Below are 13,766 nucleotides of genomic sequence, written 5' to 3'. Positions count from 1 at the left end.
CTTCTTGGCAGGGAGTGTCAAAGTCGGGCTTTGCATACCGAGCTTGTGCGCTGAGGAAAAGGGCCAATTCATGCTGGCAAGGCTTCCCATCGGGCTGATTTAACTGTTATCAAATTCTTATGACCACCTCAAAGCCACAGCGCATCAATGTCGAGTTCGTCTCGGCCTACCCGTCCCGCCCCCTTCGGGGCGAAGATGCTTATGCAGCCATCATCGGCGATGTGCTCGCGCGCATGGCTGATGCGCTCGGCCATGAGGTGACCCGTGAGTACTACGTCAACGATGCGGGCCCACAGGCTGATGCTCTGGCGCGCGGGGTTTATGCACGCTGCGTTGCGCCTGCAGAGTTTGACACCGACGAAATAACGGCGCTGGCGGCTGCCGTGCGCAAAGGCTTGCCCGAACATCTGTTCACCGCGCCCGAGGCCGACTGGCTCGCGCCCGTACGCCGCGCAGCCGTTGACGCGGCCATGGCCAGCATCCGCGAGGGGCTGGCAGACCTCGATGTGCGCTTTGATGTGTTCACCCATGAAAGCGGCCTTGAAACAGGCGGGGCGCTCACACGGCTTTTAGACGACTTTGCGGCCAAAGATGCGCTGATGGACAGATCGGGCAACCTCGTCAGCCCGGCGCCAGAAACGCAGACCGAGCGGCTGATGCTTGATACCGTTCCGCGCGGCGATCTGCGCCCACGGCCCCTTACAGATGCAGACGGGCGCTTCACCTATTATGCCGGTGATCTGGCCTACCACTCCGACAAGCTAGAGCGCGGTTTTGACATGCTGATTGATGTCTTCCGCAAGGATCATTCCAGCTATGCCCCGGGCCTTGTGGCAGGCATCGACCTGATGAGCGCAGGCAAAGCCAAGCTGTCAGTCTGCCTGATCGACCCTGTGCGCCCTGCAACGGGCGAAGAGCCGTCACCGCGCGCACCGTTTGACAATGGCCTGCCCTCGCTTGAGGCGCTTCTGGCCTTTTACGGCGCACCGCTCTTGCGCCGCCTCTTTCTGGCCCACGCACCAGGCACACCGCTTGAACTGGCCTGCGACGAGCCCACCCGCGCAGCGCTCGCGCGCGCCGAGGCCGATAGCCTTGCTATGCTCGAGCTGCCTGATGCGCCCGCTGATGCTGCGCTCATGGCCGAGCCAGCTCTCACAGAGGCCTTCGAGGCGCGCAATCCGCACTTGCTGCTTGCCACGGCGGATGATCTTGCCGCCCAAAGCCTTGCCAAAGGCAGCGCGCACCCTGCGGCGAAGACCGCCTTGAGCCAAATGCGCCGCGCGCTTGGCCTTTGAAAAGGAAGTCCCATGACCGAGCTGACCCTACGCCCCATCCTAGAGGCTGATCGCCCCGAATGGCAGCGCCTGTTCACCGCCTATCTGACCTTTTACGAAACCTCGCGTCCCCAAGAGGTCTATGACAGCTCGTTTGCGCGGCTGCTCTCGGGCTCAGAGACCGAATTCAAAGGCCTGATTGCCCTCAAAGACGGGCAAGCCATAGGCTTTACGCATTATCTGTTTCACCGCCACATGTGGTCGGTCGAAAACACCTGCTACCTGCAAGATCTCTATGTTGACCCCGAGGTGCGCGGCACTGGCGCGGGGCGCGCACTGATCGAGGCGGTTCATGCCGAGGCAACACAGGCCGGCGCAACAGGCGTCTACTGGATGACACAGGAGTTCAACGCAACGGCGCGCAAGCTCTATGACCGCGTGGCAGAGCTGACACCGTTCATCAAATACAACAAGCCCGTTGGCTGAGGCTCACCCGCCCACATCTTCCTGTGCAATCGAAACTGTTTTGACAATCGCATAGGCCGCAACGCCCACATCAAGGCCCAGCGCCTTGGCAGAGCGGCGGGTGATGCGCGCCTGTATCTTGCCAGCCGCCGTGTGCAGCGCCACAAGAGCGCCGGGCCCGTCTCCGCTGCGCAGCCCCGTGACAGTTGCCTGCAAAATATTCAGCGCCGAAAGCCCTTCCGGCTTCCTACGTGCCAAAATGACATCGCTCGCGGCAATCCGCACCCGCAACCGCGCCCCAATCTCTTGGGGCACTTTGGGCAAAAACAGCGGCACACCCCCCGCCACCAGTTCGCTGAGCCCGTCGGCATGGTGTGCCACCACAACGGCCTCGATCATCGCGCCCACAGCGCGCACACCGCCTTGCACTAGCTTTGGATCAGCCAAGACATCTTCGGGGCGACACAGGGACGAGGCTTGCCCCGTCTCCAGTGTCACAACGTGGTCCGCCAGCCGCCCAAGCTCGCTGACCGAATGGGTCACATAGAGAATAGGCAGTGCGCGCTCGTCCCGCAGCCGCTCGAAATAAGGCAAAAGCTCGCTCTTGCGCGCGCCATCCAGCGCCGCCAGCGGCTCATCTGCCAAAAGCATTTTTGGCCCGCTCAACAGCGCACGCCCCAGCGCCACGCGCTGCGCCTCTCCCCCCGACAGCTTCGCAGGACGGCGCGCCAGAAGCGCGCCAATGCCCAGAAGCGTCACGATACGGTCAAACTCTGCATCCGAAGGCGGTGTTGGCGCGAGCTTGCGCCCATAGTTGAGGTTGGCCTCCACGCTCAAATGCGGAAACAGCCGTGCATCCTGAAACACATAGCCGACACCGCGTTTGTGAGCCGGCAGGTTCTCACCTGATTTCGCATCATAGAGCACGCGCCCCCCCAGCCCGATGTGACCACGATCCGGGGTGATCAACCCCGCAACAGCGTTGATCAGAGTTGTCTTGCCCGACCCAGAAGGCCCGAACAAAACAGTGATCCCCGCGGGCGCTTCAAACCGCGCGTTGAGCGTAAAGCCATGTAAGGCTTTGCCGATATCCACTTTCAAGCTCATGCGCCTGCCACCTTACGCGCCATACGCCGCGCCAGGACTTCAGACAGCAGAAGCGCCGCCATCGCAACGACGATGGCAACAATAACCAGCCGCGCTGCTGCGCTCTCGCCCCCTGGCACTTGCAAGAAGCTGTAAACAGCCGAGGGCAATGTCTGCGTTTCACCGGGGATATTGGAGACAAAGGTGATGGTTGCACCAAACTCACCCATGGCCTTGGCAAAACCAAGCACAGACCCCGCCAAAACACCGGGCATCGCCATGGGCAATGTCACGGTTGCAAACACTCTGAGAGGCGACGCGCCAAGCGTGGCAGCCGCAGCCTCAAGGCGGGGGTCGACCGCTTCGATAGACAGGCGGATCGCGCGGACAACGAGCGGAAACGCCATAATCGCTGCGGCCAAGACGGCCCCGCTCCAGCGGAAGGCCAGCGGAAGACCCACAGCCTCAAGCACGCGCCCGCCCAAGCCTTGCGAGCCAAAGAACAACAGCAAGAGATAGCCCGTCACAACAGGCGGCAAAACCAACGGCAAATGCACAAGCCCGTTGAGCAGACCGTGGCCCCAGAAGCGCCCGCGCGCCAACGCATAGGCAACAGCGATCGCAGGGGGCAAGCTGAGCACCGTGGCCCAAAGTGCCACCTTGAGCGAGAGCGCGACGGCCTGCCACTCTTCGGGGCCAAGCCAGCTCACTGGGCAGGCCTCACGCCAAGGAGGCCAAACCCCTGCGCCTCAAAAACACGTTGCGCAGCAGCGCCCTGCAAGGACGCCAAGACATCTGCCGCCGCCTCAGAGGGCGAAAGCCGCCCGACGGGGTAGATGATCGGGCTGTGCGTATCACTTGGAAGCTGCAGCACAACCTGCACCTTGGGTTCGGCCACAGCATCACTGGCGTAGACAAGACCAAAGCGCGCCTCGCCCCGCGCCACAAGCGCCAGCGCCGCGCGCACATTATCAGTCTGCACAACCTGCGACTGTAACGCGCCCCAAAGCCCCAGCGTTTCGAGCGCTTCACGCCCGTAGATACCGGCAGGCACCGCCGAGACCAGCCCCATGGCGATCCGCCCGGGGCCAAAGCTGCTTGCGTCACCAAGGCGCAGATCAGGGGCCGGCAGGCGCGAAATCAGCACCAACTCGTTTGACAAAAGGTCAACGCGGTTTGAGGCATCGACTTTGCCATTGATTTGAAGATGATCCATCCATGCGACATTGGCCGAAATAAACAGATCCGCAGGCGCACCCTGCTCAATCTGGCGCGCCAATGTGGAAGAGCCCGCATAAACAAGCCTGAGCTCATGCCCCGTCTCGGCTTCGATCAGAGGCGCAATCTCGTCCAGCGCCGTCTTCAGGCTTGCCGCCGCAAAAATGCTGACACGGTCTGCCAAGGCCGCATTGCCAAGCATCACCGCAAACCACAGCGCCAAAACCGATCTGCCAAACCAGAGCATAGCCTTTGCCTTTCATGAAAAAGCCCCGATGCTTTTTCAAACATCGGGGCCATAATGTCAGAGCCTAACGTCTTAGCCCAGAACAGATTTCACCGCTTTGGCCGTCTTGCCGACGACCTCGTCGGCCTCGGCCTGTGTCAGGCAGAAGGGCGGCGCAAAGCCAAGGATATCCCCCTGCGGCATCGCGCGGGCAATCACGCCTTCGGCGAGCAAAGCACCCGCGATCTGCGGGCCGATCTTCTCTGACGCATCAAAGAAGACACGCCCCTCGCGCGCTTTCACAAACTCGACAGCACACAGCATGCCTTCGCCGCGGATCTCGCCAACATGGGCGTGTGCGCCCAGTGCATCGGCCATCGCCGCGTTGAGGTAGGCGCCCGTTTCGCCCGCGTTCTGAATGAGGTTTAGCTCATCAATCAGCTTGAGGTTGGCCACACCTGCCGCCGCACCGATGGGGTGGGCAGAGTAAGTCCAGCCGTGACCGATGGGGCCGTTTTCGTCGGTGCCTTGCTCAAGCACTTTCCACATTTTCTCGCTCACAATAGAGCCCGAAAGCGGCGCATAGGCCGAAGTCAGGCCCTTGGCGATGGTGATGAGATCAGGTTTCATGCCGTAGTGCTCGGAGCCGAACATTGTGCCGAGGCGGCCAAAGCCCGTCACAACCTCATCGGCCACCAGCATAATATCATGGCGCTCAAGCACCTCCTGAATGGCCGCCCAGTAGCCTTCTGGCGGCGGGACAATTCCGCCTGTGCCCAAAATAGGCTCCCCGATGAAGGCGGCAATCGTGTCAGCGCCTTCCCGCTCGATCAGCGCCTCAAGCTCGGCCACACAATGGGCCACAAACTGCGCCTCTGATTGCTCAAGGTTCTCACGGCGGAAGTAATAGGGCGCTTCGGTGTGCACCACCTGCGCCAGCGGCAAATCAAACTTCTTGTGAAACAGCTCAAGCCCCGTCAGCGAGCCTGTCACAAGCCCCGAGCCATGGTAGCCGCGCCAGCGGCTGATGATCTTTTTCTTCTCGGGGCGGCCCAAGATATTGTTGTAATACCAGATCAGCTTCACGTTGGTTTCGTTGGCGTCCGAGCCGCCGAGGCCAAAGTAGACCTTGCTCATATGTGCAGGCGCACGATCCATGATCATCTTGGCCAGCGTGATGCTGGCTTCGGTGCCGTGCCCTACATAGGAGTGGTAGTAGGCCAGCTCTTTGGCCTGCGCGCCAATCGCTTCGGCGATCTCCTGACGGCCATAGCCGACGTTCACACAATAAAGCCCTGCAAATGCGTCAAGCAAGCGGTTGCCGTCGCGGTCTTCAATGTGGCAGCCCTGCCCGCCCGTCACCACGCGCTGTGGCAAATCTCCACGCGCGAAGTCGGCAAGATGCGTTGATGAGTGGAAAAAGTTGTCACGATCCCACTGTTCCAGTTGGTCGTTTTTAAGCATGCGAATTGCTCCTATGGTTAGGCATCTCACCTTTATGCCGGAGCTCAGCGTGCAGATGGTTGGGTTAATGCACCTTCATACCTGCCAAAATGCGGCATGGGTTTCCAGAACAAACTGACCTAGCCCGCGATTTTCGCGCTCATGTCCTTCATCATCTGCGCCACATCGGGCGAAACCGCCATCGGCGCGGCCGCCGAAAGCGCGCAAATGGTAATATCCGCCTCAGACCGCCGCCCTTCTACCGCGCCGCCAATCACATCCTCCAGAGCAAGCGTCTCCTCACTGGCGCTTTCAGCGGCCACCACATCCGCAGTGGCGAGGACATCGGCGTTAATCCCCTCTGCGCTGTTCAGCAGGGTCACATGCAGCCCCGCATGAAGCCAGTCAGGCCGCAGCGCAGCGCCATCCCCAACAACAAAATCGCACGCGCCGAACAGAGCTGCAGCGTCGGTCATGACCTCCCCGTCAAGACCGAGCGCCGCCCCTAGCTCCACCGCGCAGCGCGCGGCGCCCTGGGTATCGTGCGAGAAAACCAGAACGCGCTCAAACTGGCGGACATGCGCGGCAGCCCTAAGCTGTGCGCGTGCCGCTTCTGCTGTGCCAAAAAGTCCTGCAACACGCGCAGCGCGCGGCGCAAGCCGCTCTGCCGCCAAAGCGCCTGTTGCCACAGCGTGTCGCTGTCCGTTTGTCTCAACCATTCTGGCCCCCTTCATCGGCGTGGCTTCAAAACAGTGCCCGCCGTATCCCCTCCCTGTGAAACCACAGTCGGCCTCCTGCGTCAGCCCTGCACATGGTAAACACTCTGTTGAAATAAAAGGCACAGCGGCCGCGCGGCCCAACAGTGCACCCGGCTGAGACCCTGATTTTCTGGTGGCTTCAGGCCCCTTTTGCGCTGCCTGTTTTTTGTGCGTTTCCCAAGGGTCAAGCCTCTGACGCAGAGAAAACGATTGCCAATCGGGGTTAAGAAACTAAGCTCAGCGCGTTGCGAACATTAGATTCTCTGTTCGCATGGGGAGAAAAATAATAAGCGCATGACCGATAAAACATCTGCAAACAGCACGGCTGCCACACTTGAAGTTGACGATCTGCACAAATCATTTGGGGACCTAGAAGTCCTCAAAGGTGTCTCTATGACCGCCCGTGAAGGCGATGTTGTGTCTATTGTCGGCTCGTCTGGCTCGGGCAAAAGCACATTTCTGCGCTGTATCAACCTGTTGGAGCTGCCCACATCCGGCCTGATCCGCCTGTCTGGTGAGGAAGTGAAGTTCAAAGGCAACGGTGCGGCCCGTGTGCCGTCCGACAAGAAGCAGGTTGCGCGCCTGCGCTCCCAGCTTGGCATGGTGTTTCAAAGCTTTAACCTCTGGCAGCACATGACCGTTCTGCAAAACGTGATGGAAGGCCAGGTCCAGGTGCTGGGCGTGCCCAAAGCCGAAGCCCGAGAGCGCGCTGAGGCCATTCTCGAGCGCGTTGGTCTCTATGACAAACGCGAGCAATATCCCGCGTTCCTCTCAGGTGGCCAGCAACAGCGCGCCGCCATCGCCCGCGCTGTGGCGATGGAGCCGAAAGTCATGCTCTTTGACGAGCCGACCTCGGCGCTTGATCCAGAGTTGGTGGGCGAAGTGCTCAAAGTTATTCGCGGCCTTGCCGAAGAAGGCCGCACCATGATCCTCGTGACGCATGAAATGAGATTTGCGCGCGATGTGTCGTCAGAAGTTGTTTATCTGCACGAAGGCCGCGTCGAAGAACGCGGCGCGCCAGAAGACATCTTCACGAACCCAACGAGTGAGCGCTTTGCCTCGTTCATTCAAACAACATACTAACCAACAGAAAACGGGAGATAAAAATGAAACTTACATCAATCCTCGGATCAGCCGCCGCACTGGCGCTTACAGCGACAGCGGCCACAGCCGACATCAAAATCGGCTTCGCAGCCGAAGCCTACCCCCCCTTCACAGCCAAAAACGCAGCTGGCGAATGGGAAGGCTTTGAAGTTGATCTCAAGAACGCCCTCTGCGCCGCCATGGAAGAAGAGTGCACAGTTGTTGACGTGGCATGGGACGGCATCATCCCCGCCCTGCTCGCAGGCAAGATCGATGCGATCGTCGCCTCGATGTCGATCACGGAAGAGCGTCTGAAAACGATCAACTTCTCAGACAAATACTACAACACACCCGCCGTTCTGGTGGCGCCCAAGACATCAGACATGAGCGCAGACAGCACAGATGGCAAAATCATCGGTGTGCAGGTCTCGACCATTCACCAGAACTATGCCGAGAAGCATTTTGGTGGTGCCGATATCAAAACCTACAGCACCTTTGATGAGCACAACCAAGACCTGACAGCTGGCCGCGTTGATGCCGTCGTCGGTGACTCGATCGCCTTCGCTGACTACCTCGCAGCCACACCCGACATGGAAGTCAAAGCCGAGCTGACAGACGAAGCCGTCTTTGGCCCGGGTGTTGGCGTTGGTATGCGCAAAGACGACACAGAGCTTGCCGCCAAGTTCAACGCAGCGATCAAACAGATCCGCGAAGACGGCACATATGATGCCATCGGCAAGAAATTCTTCGACTTTGATATCTACGGCGGCTAAACGCCCCTATCGCGCGCGCCAGAGCTTTTTGGCGCGCGCAGTCTTCTGATCGGATCTCATGGAAAACGCGCTCGAACTCCTCGCACTTTCGCCCCCCGGCTGGGGCGGTAACCTGCTGCGCGGGCTCTGGAGCACATTCCAGATTGCGGCTGGAGCCTATGCGCTCGGCCTTGCCCTCGGCCTCTTTGGCGCCTTTGGCAAAATATACGGTGGCCCCGTCTTGCGCGGTGCGCTCACGGTTTACACCACAGTCATCCGCGCCGTGCCCGAGCTTGTGCTGATCTTGCTGCTGTATTACCTCGGCACCGACCTGCTCAATATGGCGCTCACCTCGATGGGGTTTGAGCGCATGGATATCTCGGGCCTCTGGGCTGGCATCTATGTCATCGGCTTTGTGCAAGGTGCTTACTCTACCGAAGTTCTGCGCGGCGCGTTTCAGGCTGTGCCTTTCGGGCAGATCGAAGCCGCGCGCGCCATCGGTATGAGCGCGTTCAAGGCGCATTGGCGCATCATCCTTCCAGCGATGATCCCTTTCGCGCTGCCGGGCCTCGCAAACCTCTGGCTGATTGCCACCAAAGAAACTGCGCTTCTGGCCGTCGTCGGCTTCTCCGAGCTGGCACTGGAAACCAAGCAAGCCGCCGGGGCAACCAAAGCGTACTTTATGTTCTACGTGGCGGCAGCCGTGCTCTACCTTGCCCTGTCCCTCGCCTCTACAGGCGTCTTTGCTCTGGTCGAGCGGCACTTCCGCCGCGGCCAGCCAAGCCAGAGTTAAGCGCATGGATTGGTCCTGGCTCCCCGAATATCTGCCCCGCTTTGCCGAAGGCCTCTGGCTCACGCTCCAGCTTCTGTTCTGGTCAATCCTCATTGGCATGTCGCTCGCGATTCCTATTGGCCTTGTTCAGGTCACAGGCCCACGCCCGCTGGCATGGCTCGCGCGCGGCTTCACAACGGTCATTCGCGGCACGCCTCTGCTGATCCAGCTCTGGCTGATCTACTACGGTGTCGGCTCTCTCTTCCCCTCGATACCCGGCATCCGCGAAAGCTTTCTCTGGCCTGTCTTGCGCGATGCCTTCCCCTATGCTGTTCTGGCCTTCTCGCTCTCGGTGGCAGGCTATGAAGGCGAGATCATGCGCGGCGCGTTCCGTGGTGTGCCCAAGGGCGAGCTTGAAGCCGCCCGCGCTGTTGGCATGACGCCCTTTCAGGTGCTGCGCCGCGTTTGGCTGCCGCGTGCTTTGCAAAATACATTCCCAACGCTCACAGGCGAGTTCATCCTGACACTCAAGGCCACGCCACTCGCCGCCACCATCACGGTGTTCGAGGTCTACGGCATCGGCTCTATCGTGCGGCAGGAAACCTACAAAATTTATGAGCCACTCCTCTTCGTGGCCGCGATATATCTGTGCCTCACAGGTATTCTTGTGCTCGGTTTCCGCTATCTGGAAAACCGCATCCCCAAACAAACCCGCAGTTAAAGGCTCCCAATGTCTCGCTCATACAGCTTCACACACGCCATCTCGCGCAAACCGTCACAAAGTATTGTTCAGGGCCTGCGCGCCGTCGATACAGGCACGCCCGACCTTGCACTCTTTGAGGCACATCATGCCGACTATGTCGCCGCACTGCGCTCAACAGGTGCGCATGTCGAGCTGCTCGACGCGCTGGAAGACTTCCCCGATAGCGTGTTTGTCGAAGATGCGGCCCTCTGCCTGCCCGAAGGTGCGGTCGTCATGCGTCCCGGCGCACCCTCCCGTCTTGGCGAGGCGGCCATCATGGCCCCGACACTCGCCAAGTTCTACAAAGACATCCGCACAATCGATGCGCCCGACTTCATCGAAGGCGGCGATATTCTGACAACCGAAACAGAGATCCTCGTCGGCACCTCCGCCCGCACCACATCGGGTGGTATCGAGGCGCTGCGCCGCGCCACCGCCGACTGGGGCTACACCGTGCGCGAAGTGGCCACCCCCGCAGGCGTCTTGCACTTCAAAACCGACTGCTCGCTTTTGGACGAGGAGACCATCCTCTCCACAGAGCGTCTCGCCGCATCCGGCTGCTTTGAGGGCTACCGCGTGATCCATACCGCCGAGGGCGAAGAAGCCTGCGGCAACACCATCCGCTTTAACGAGCTGGTGATCATGCCCGCGGGCTTCCCACGAACCGCAGAGGCGCTTGATAAGGCTGGCTACACCGTACGCGAAGTCGGCAATTCAGAGGCCGCAAAGCTGGATGGTGGCATGTCCTGCCTCAGCTTGCGCTTCAGCCCGCCTAAAGCCTGAGCCAGCCCTCATAGGCCAGCAGAACAAACCCGGCGAGCGGTGCGCGCACTTCTACCTGGAAGTGATACTTGCCGCCTGCGCCCCACTCCTGCGCTGTCACACGCGGCCAAACTATGCGCGGCAGCGGGATATCAAACAGCCGCACCGCCGTTGTGACCTGCTCAAGCGCGCCCTCGTTGACCACCAATCTTGATGTGACCGTCGCAGCACCCATGCGCTCGCTCACCTCAGTGCCTGTTTGCCAAAGCTCGGAGCGCAGCTCACGGTCTTTGATCTGGCGTCGCCAGATCGCAATCTCTTCCTCTTCGCGCGTGCCAAACCAGAGTGGCGCATCTTTGCATGGCGGCGGAAAGCCGAAGAGCTGCATAAGAGGTGAAGCGCGCAAACTGATCTCGCCTTCTTTCACGCCGACTTGCGCATGAACTGCCTGCACCTCAGGTGCGAGCTCAGCAAACTGCGTGCCCAAGATCCGCTCAAATAGCCTCATGACATCACCCTTTTCTGACGCGCACTTCCTTCGCGCTTCTACGCGTGTCTTGCGGAAAACACCAGAAAAGCCAATCCCTTTCGGGACAGGCCTTATGGTCGTAAAGAAGGAAAATGGCAGGGGCACACAGACTCGAACTGTGGGCCTACGGTTTTGGAGACCGTCGCTCTACCAACTGAGCTATACCCCTAAGGCCGACCTGTGAGATAAATCGACACGGCGGGGAAATCAAGGCGCTTTTTGCGCTCCGAAGCGCTTTTCCAAAACCTTGGCAGGATAGCCCGGCGCTTTGTGAATGGCATCGCCACTTTCGCCAGCTCCAGCCACCGCATAGGCCGCGTCGGTGAACATGCCTTGCACCACCGTTTCCTCGGGTTGGCGCACAAGCTCCAGGCCAAGCGCATCAAACGCCTGCGTGAGCGCGCTCCACAGTCGCAGTCTCAGCGCCTCCCCCGCGTCCCGCACACGCGGGAAGCTCTCAAGGATGCCTCCCGCCTCAGCATGATCCACCACGCCCCAACAAGGGAAGCCTGCATAGACAAAGACAATCCGCTTCGCACCATCCGCCTTCATCATCGCGGCCATACGCACGGCGCGCCGCTCTTGCAAAAACTGTGCCGCCGCCCGCGCCAATGCGGCCTCGCTCACCGCGCGCTCAGGATCCAGCAAAAGATCAAGATAAGCGCTGAAAAACTCCGCCAGCCGTAGCCGCACCCCGTAAAACACAAAGACGTCAAAGTCGTCGGGCCGCAACACCTCGCGCCCGTGGCCATTGACCATCAGCACCTGCTTTTTGGCCTCAGGCTTCATCGGCCGCAGCCCACCGTTGTTATAGTGGATATGGCGATACTCGGGGCCAGCCGCGCCCCAGAACTCAACTTCATAGCCCTCAAAGCTCAACAGCCCCGCATCATAAGCATGGCGCACCGCTGCGATGTTGCTGTCGCCAAAAACGACAAGCTTACTTGGCAAAGGCATTGAGCAGCTCCTCTTCACAAGCCACATCTGCCCGCACATTCCCTTTGCGGGCGCGCTTGCGTTTGGGCGCATCCTCCAGCTCAACCGCGCCAAAAACGCGCTCTTGCTCGGCAAAGAAATGGCCCATCACCGTTGCCACCCCCTGCGGCACCACACTGCGCATGTTGGGTGCAAAAAACATGCCCCGAAACACCGGCTGCGTGATGATCTCGTAAGATGGAAAGTAATCAATCTGCGCATCATTCGCCGCGACCTCTCCCGCGACAGCGCGTAAAAGCGCCTTGGAGTGAGAGGTTGCCGTGAGCACATGCTCCCCCGATGCACTGGCGACAAGCGGCACAGGCGACACTGTCAGCAACACACGGATGGCGCTGTTTTCGCGCTGCATCAGCGCAATGGCCGCTTCAAGGTCGGCGCATAGCTCCGCATACCCCGTGTTGTGAAAGCCGTGCAGCGCTGCATCAAAGGACGCGCCCGCCACAGTGCCGGGGCAAAGCGCATATTCCAGCCCTGTCTTGGCGTTGCGCCAGCATTCTGTCAGCCCCAGCGTAAAGACAAAGACACTCGCCTCACGCACAGCCCGGCGCAGGCTGGCCAGCGTGGTGTTGCGCGCGGCCAAAAGCTCGTCTTGGCTGGCAAACCCCTCAGGCTCGATCACCGGGCGCAACGGGTCATACCAGCGCCCGTTCCGCTCCCAAAGCTCGGTATCCCCGCCCTCAAACGCCAGCGTGAGCCACTGCAACAGCATCTTGGGGGTGTAGATATTGCCGGTGCGAAAGCTGAAGATACCGTAGTGAAAGGCCCGCGCATCCTGAGCGCGCAACCAAGGGGGCGCAGGCTCGGCATCAAACCAGTCATACCCGCGCGCCGTAAGCGCCTGTCCGATATGCTGGGCAAAGCAACTGCCCGCCGTGACGATCTTATGATCTGGCCTGATCTGAAACTTCGGCTGCCAAAGCTGCTCCAGCCCCAAGGCACCTTTTTCAGCGACCGCTTTGCGCCAGAAGGCTTTCCGCGGCAGGGATGTATAGGGGTTACTCATACGCTCAACTTACTTTTTATATATTTATAAAACCGTAGCAAAGCCCAAGCGGCACAGCAACAACCCAGCTCAGACTTGCCAGATGCAATGTTATAACATAACAATAGCTCCAGCAAACCAACCAACCGACATGAGCCACCCTATGACGACAAACCTCGGATCGACACCGCTGCGCAAAAAGAAGCGCGCCGCGGACCCGATGCAAACCTACGACCGCCTGCCACCGCAACTGCGCCACTGGATCGCCAACGCACAGATGCCTTGGTCGCCGGCCTCCTGTCAGAAAATATGGACACGCGCGCGCACACGCGGCGAACCGATAGAGCGCGTGCTCGCAAGGCTGTCAAAGGCCGAAGCCGCAACGCTGGCCCGCGCCGCAACGGCCAAGCGCCCCGCGTCGGGCTGACGCGCCCCCCACAGCAAAAGGGCCGCCCTTTCGGGCGGCCCTTCGCAATGTCAGTAAGCTCTAAAGCTTACTCTACGATTTTCGCAACAACGCCTGAACCGACTGTGCGGCCACCTTCGCGGATGGCGAAGCGGAGGCCCGCTTCCATCGCGATCGGGGCGATCAGCTCAACGCCGAACTTCAGGTTGTCGCCTGGCATAACCATTTCGGTGCCGGCTGGAAGCTCGACTGTGCCTGTCACGTCCGTTGTA

At 60.2% G+C, this 13,766-nt stretch carries 16 protein-coding genes, 1 tRNA gene and 1 pseudogene; 8 read left to right on the top strand and 10 right to left on the bottom strand.

Annotated elements, in window-relative coordinates:
• Positions 1 to 119 precede the first annotated feature (119 nt).
• Both ACTG3X_RS00090 and ACTG3X_RS00085 read left to right on the top strand, forming a co-directional pair.
• The gene (locus ACTG3X_RS00090; RefSeq protein WP_439109186.1) at positions 120 to 1,295 is read left to right on the top strand and encodes a hypothetical protein; all 1,176 of its coding nucleotides are present in this window, start codon (positions 120 to 122) and stop codon (positions 1,293 to 1,295) included.
• A gap of 12 nt (positions 1,296 to 1,307) precedes the next feature.
• Entirely contained in the window at positions 1,308 to 1,760 is a 453-nt protein-coding gene (locus ACTG3X_RS00085) for a GNAT family N-acetyltransferase (RefSeq protein WP_439109185.1), read from the top strand.
• A gap of 3 nt (positions 1,761 to 1,763) precedes the next feature.
• Here ACTG3X_RS00085 and modC read toward each other — a convergent pair whose 3' ends face one another.
• From modC to ACTG3X_RS00060, 5 genes are all read right to left on the bottom strand, one after another.
• Positions 1,764 to 2,846: a molybdenum ABC transporter ATP-binding protein gene (modC, locus tag ACTG3X_RS00080; RefSeq protein ID WP_439109184.1), complete on the bottom strand. Its 1,083-nt coding sequence runs from the start codon at positions 2,844 to 2,846 to the stop codon at positions 1,764 to 1,766.
• On the bottom strand, positions 2,843 to 3,535 hold the full coding sequence (gene modB / locus ACTG3X_RS00075; RefSeq protein ID WP_439109183.1) for a molybdate ABC transporter permease subunit: 693 nt from the start codon (positions 3,533 to 3,535) through the stop codon (positions 2,843 to 2,845). Before modB ends, modC begins: the two co-directional genes overlap by 4 nt.
• Complete coding sequence (gene modA / locus ACTG3X_RS00070) at positions 3,532 to 4,290, bottom strand: molybdate ABC transporter substrate-binding protein (protein WP_439109182.1); 759 nt, start codon at positions 4,288 to 4,290, stop codon at positions 3,532 to 3,534. The genes modB and modA overlap by 4 nt, the downstream gene beginning before the upstream one ends.
• Before the next feature lie 72 nt (positions 4,291 to 4,362).
• Positions 4,363 to 5,733 (bottom strand): aspartate aminotransferase family protein, encoded by a 1,371-nt coding sequence (locus tag ACTG3X_RS00065; protein WP_439109181.1) that lies wholly within the window; start codon positions 5,731 to 5,733, stop codon positions 4,363 to 4,365.
• Positions 5,734 to 5,852: 119 nt separating this feature from the next.
• Positions 5,853 to 6,431 carry a hypothetical protein gene (locus ACTG3X_RS00060; RefSeq protein ID WP_439109180.1) on the bottom strand — a complete coding sequence of 193 codons (579 nt, stop codon included), beginning with the start codon at positions 6,429 to 6,431 and terminating at the stop codon, positions 5,853 to 5,855.
• 333 nt (positions 6,432 to 6,764) lie between these two features.
• Here ACTG3X_RS00060 and ACTG3X_RS00055 point away from each other — a divergent pair, with 333 nt between their 5' ends.
• Genes ACTG3X_RS00055 through ACTG3X_RS00035 form a run of 5 tightly spaced genes read left to right on the top strand, consistent with a single transcriptional unit; the run spans position 6,765 to position 10,602 of the window.
• A complete protein-coding gene (locus ACTG3X_RS00055; protein ID WP_439109179.1) occupies positions 6,765 to 7,553 on the top strand; it encodes an ABC transporter ATP-binding protein in 789 nt (262 codons plus the stop codon).
• Between the two features lie 23 nt (positions 7,554 to 7,576).
• Entirely contained in the window at positions 7,577 to 8,326 is a 750-nt protein-coding gene (locus tag ACTG3X_RS00050) for a transporter substrate-binding domain-containing protein (protein ID WP_439109178.1), read from the top strand.
• 58 nt (positions 8,327 to 8,384) lie between these two features.
• Entirely contained in the window at positions 8,385 to 9,098 is a 714-nt protein-coding gene (locus ACTG3X_RS00045; RefSeq protein WP_439109177.1) for an ABC transporter permease, read from the top strand.
• Between the two features lie 4 nt (positions 9,099 to 9,102).
• Positions 9,103 to 9,798 carry an ABC transporter permease gene (locus ACTG3X_RS00040; RefSeq protein WP_439109176.1) on the top strand — a complete coding sequence of 232 codons (696 nt, stop codon included), beginning with the start codon at positions 9,103 to 9,105 and terminating at the stop codon, positions 9,796 to 9,798.
• Positions 9,799 to 9,807: 9 nt separating this feature from the next.
• Positions 9,808 to 10,602: a dimethylarginine dimethylaminohydrolase family protein gene (locus ACTG3X_RS00035; RefSeq protein ID WP_439109175.1), complete on the top strand. Its 795-nt coding sequence runs from the start codon at positions 9,808 to 9,810 to the stop codon at positions 10,600 to 10,602.
• Here the strand turns inward: ACTG3X_RS00035 and ACTG3X_RS00030 are convergent.
• From ACTG3X_RS00030 to ACTG3X_RS00015, 4 genes are all read right to left on the bottom strand, one after another.
• Positions 10,592 to 11,089, bottom strand: a complete 498-nt coding sequence (locus tag ACTG3X_RS00030) for a DUF4166 domain-containing protein (RefSeq protein ID WP_439109174.1) — start codon at positions 11,087 to 11,089, stop codon at positions 10,592 to 10,594. The two genes, ACTG3X_RS00035 and ACTG3X_RS00030, sit on opposite strands and share 11 nt — an antisense overlap.
• Before the next feature lie 114 nt (positions 11,090 to 11,203).
• Positions 11,204 to 11,279 (bottom strand) — tRNA-Trp (locus ACTG3X_RS00025).
• Positions 11,280 to 11,317: 38 nt separating this feature from the next.
• On the bottom strand, positions 11,318 to 12,067 hold the full coding sequence (locus ACTG3X_RS00020; protein WP_439109173.1) for a hypothetical protein: 750 nt from the start codon (positions 12,065 to 12,067) through the stop codon (positions 11,318 to 11,320).
• On the bottom strand, positions 12,051 to 13,109 hold the full coding sequence (locus ACTG3X_RS00015; protein WP_439109172.1) for a GSCFA domain-containing protein: 1,059 nt from the start codon (positions 13,107 to 13,109) through the stop codon (positions 12,051 to 12,053). Before ACTG3X_RS00015 ends, ACTG3X_RS00020 begins: the two co-directional genes overlap by 17 nt.
• Before the next feature lie 142 nt (positions 13,110 to 13,251).
• Between ACTG3X_RS00015 and ACTG3X_RS00010 the strand changes: the two genes are divergently transcribed.
• The gene (locus tag ACTG3X_RS00010; protein ID WP_439109171.1) at positions 13,252 to 13,515 is read left to right on the top strand and encodes a DUF6525 family protein; all 264 of its coding nucleotides are present in this window, start codon (positions 13,252 to 13,254) and stop codon (positions 13,513 to 13,515) included.
• Between the two features lie 67 nt (positions 13,516 to 13,582).
• Here ACTG3X_RS00010 and tuf read toward each other — a convergent pair.
• Positions 13,583 to 13,766 (bottom strand): annotated as a pseudogene (gene tuf / locus ACTG3X_RS00005) (elongation factor Tu); the annotation flags it as partial.

This window comes from Lentibacter sp. (assembly GCF_965658795.1).
Lineage (GTDB): Bacteria > Pseudomonadota > Alphaproteobacteria > Rhodobacterales > Rhodobacteraceae > Lentibacter.
The sequence above is the reverse complement of the archived record's forward strand: the minus strand, read 5'-3'. Positions and strand labels throughout refer to the sequence as shown.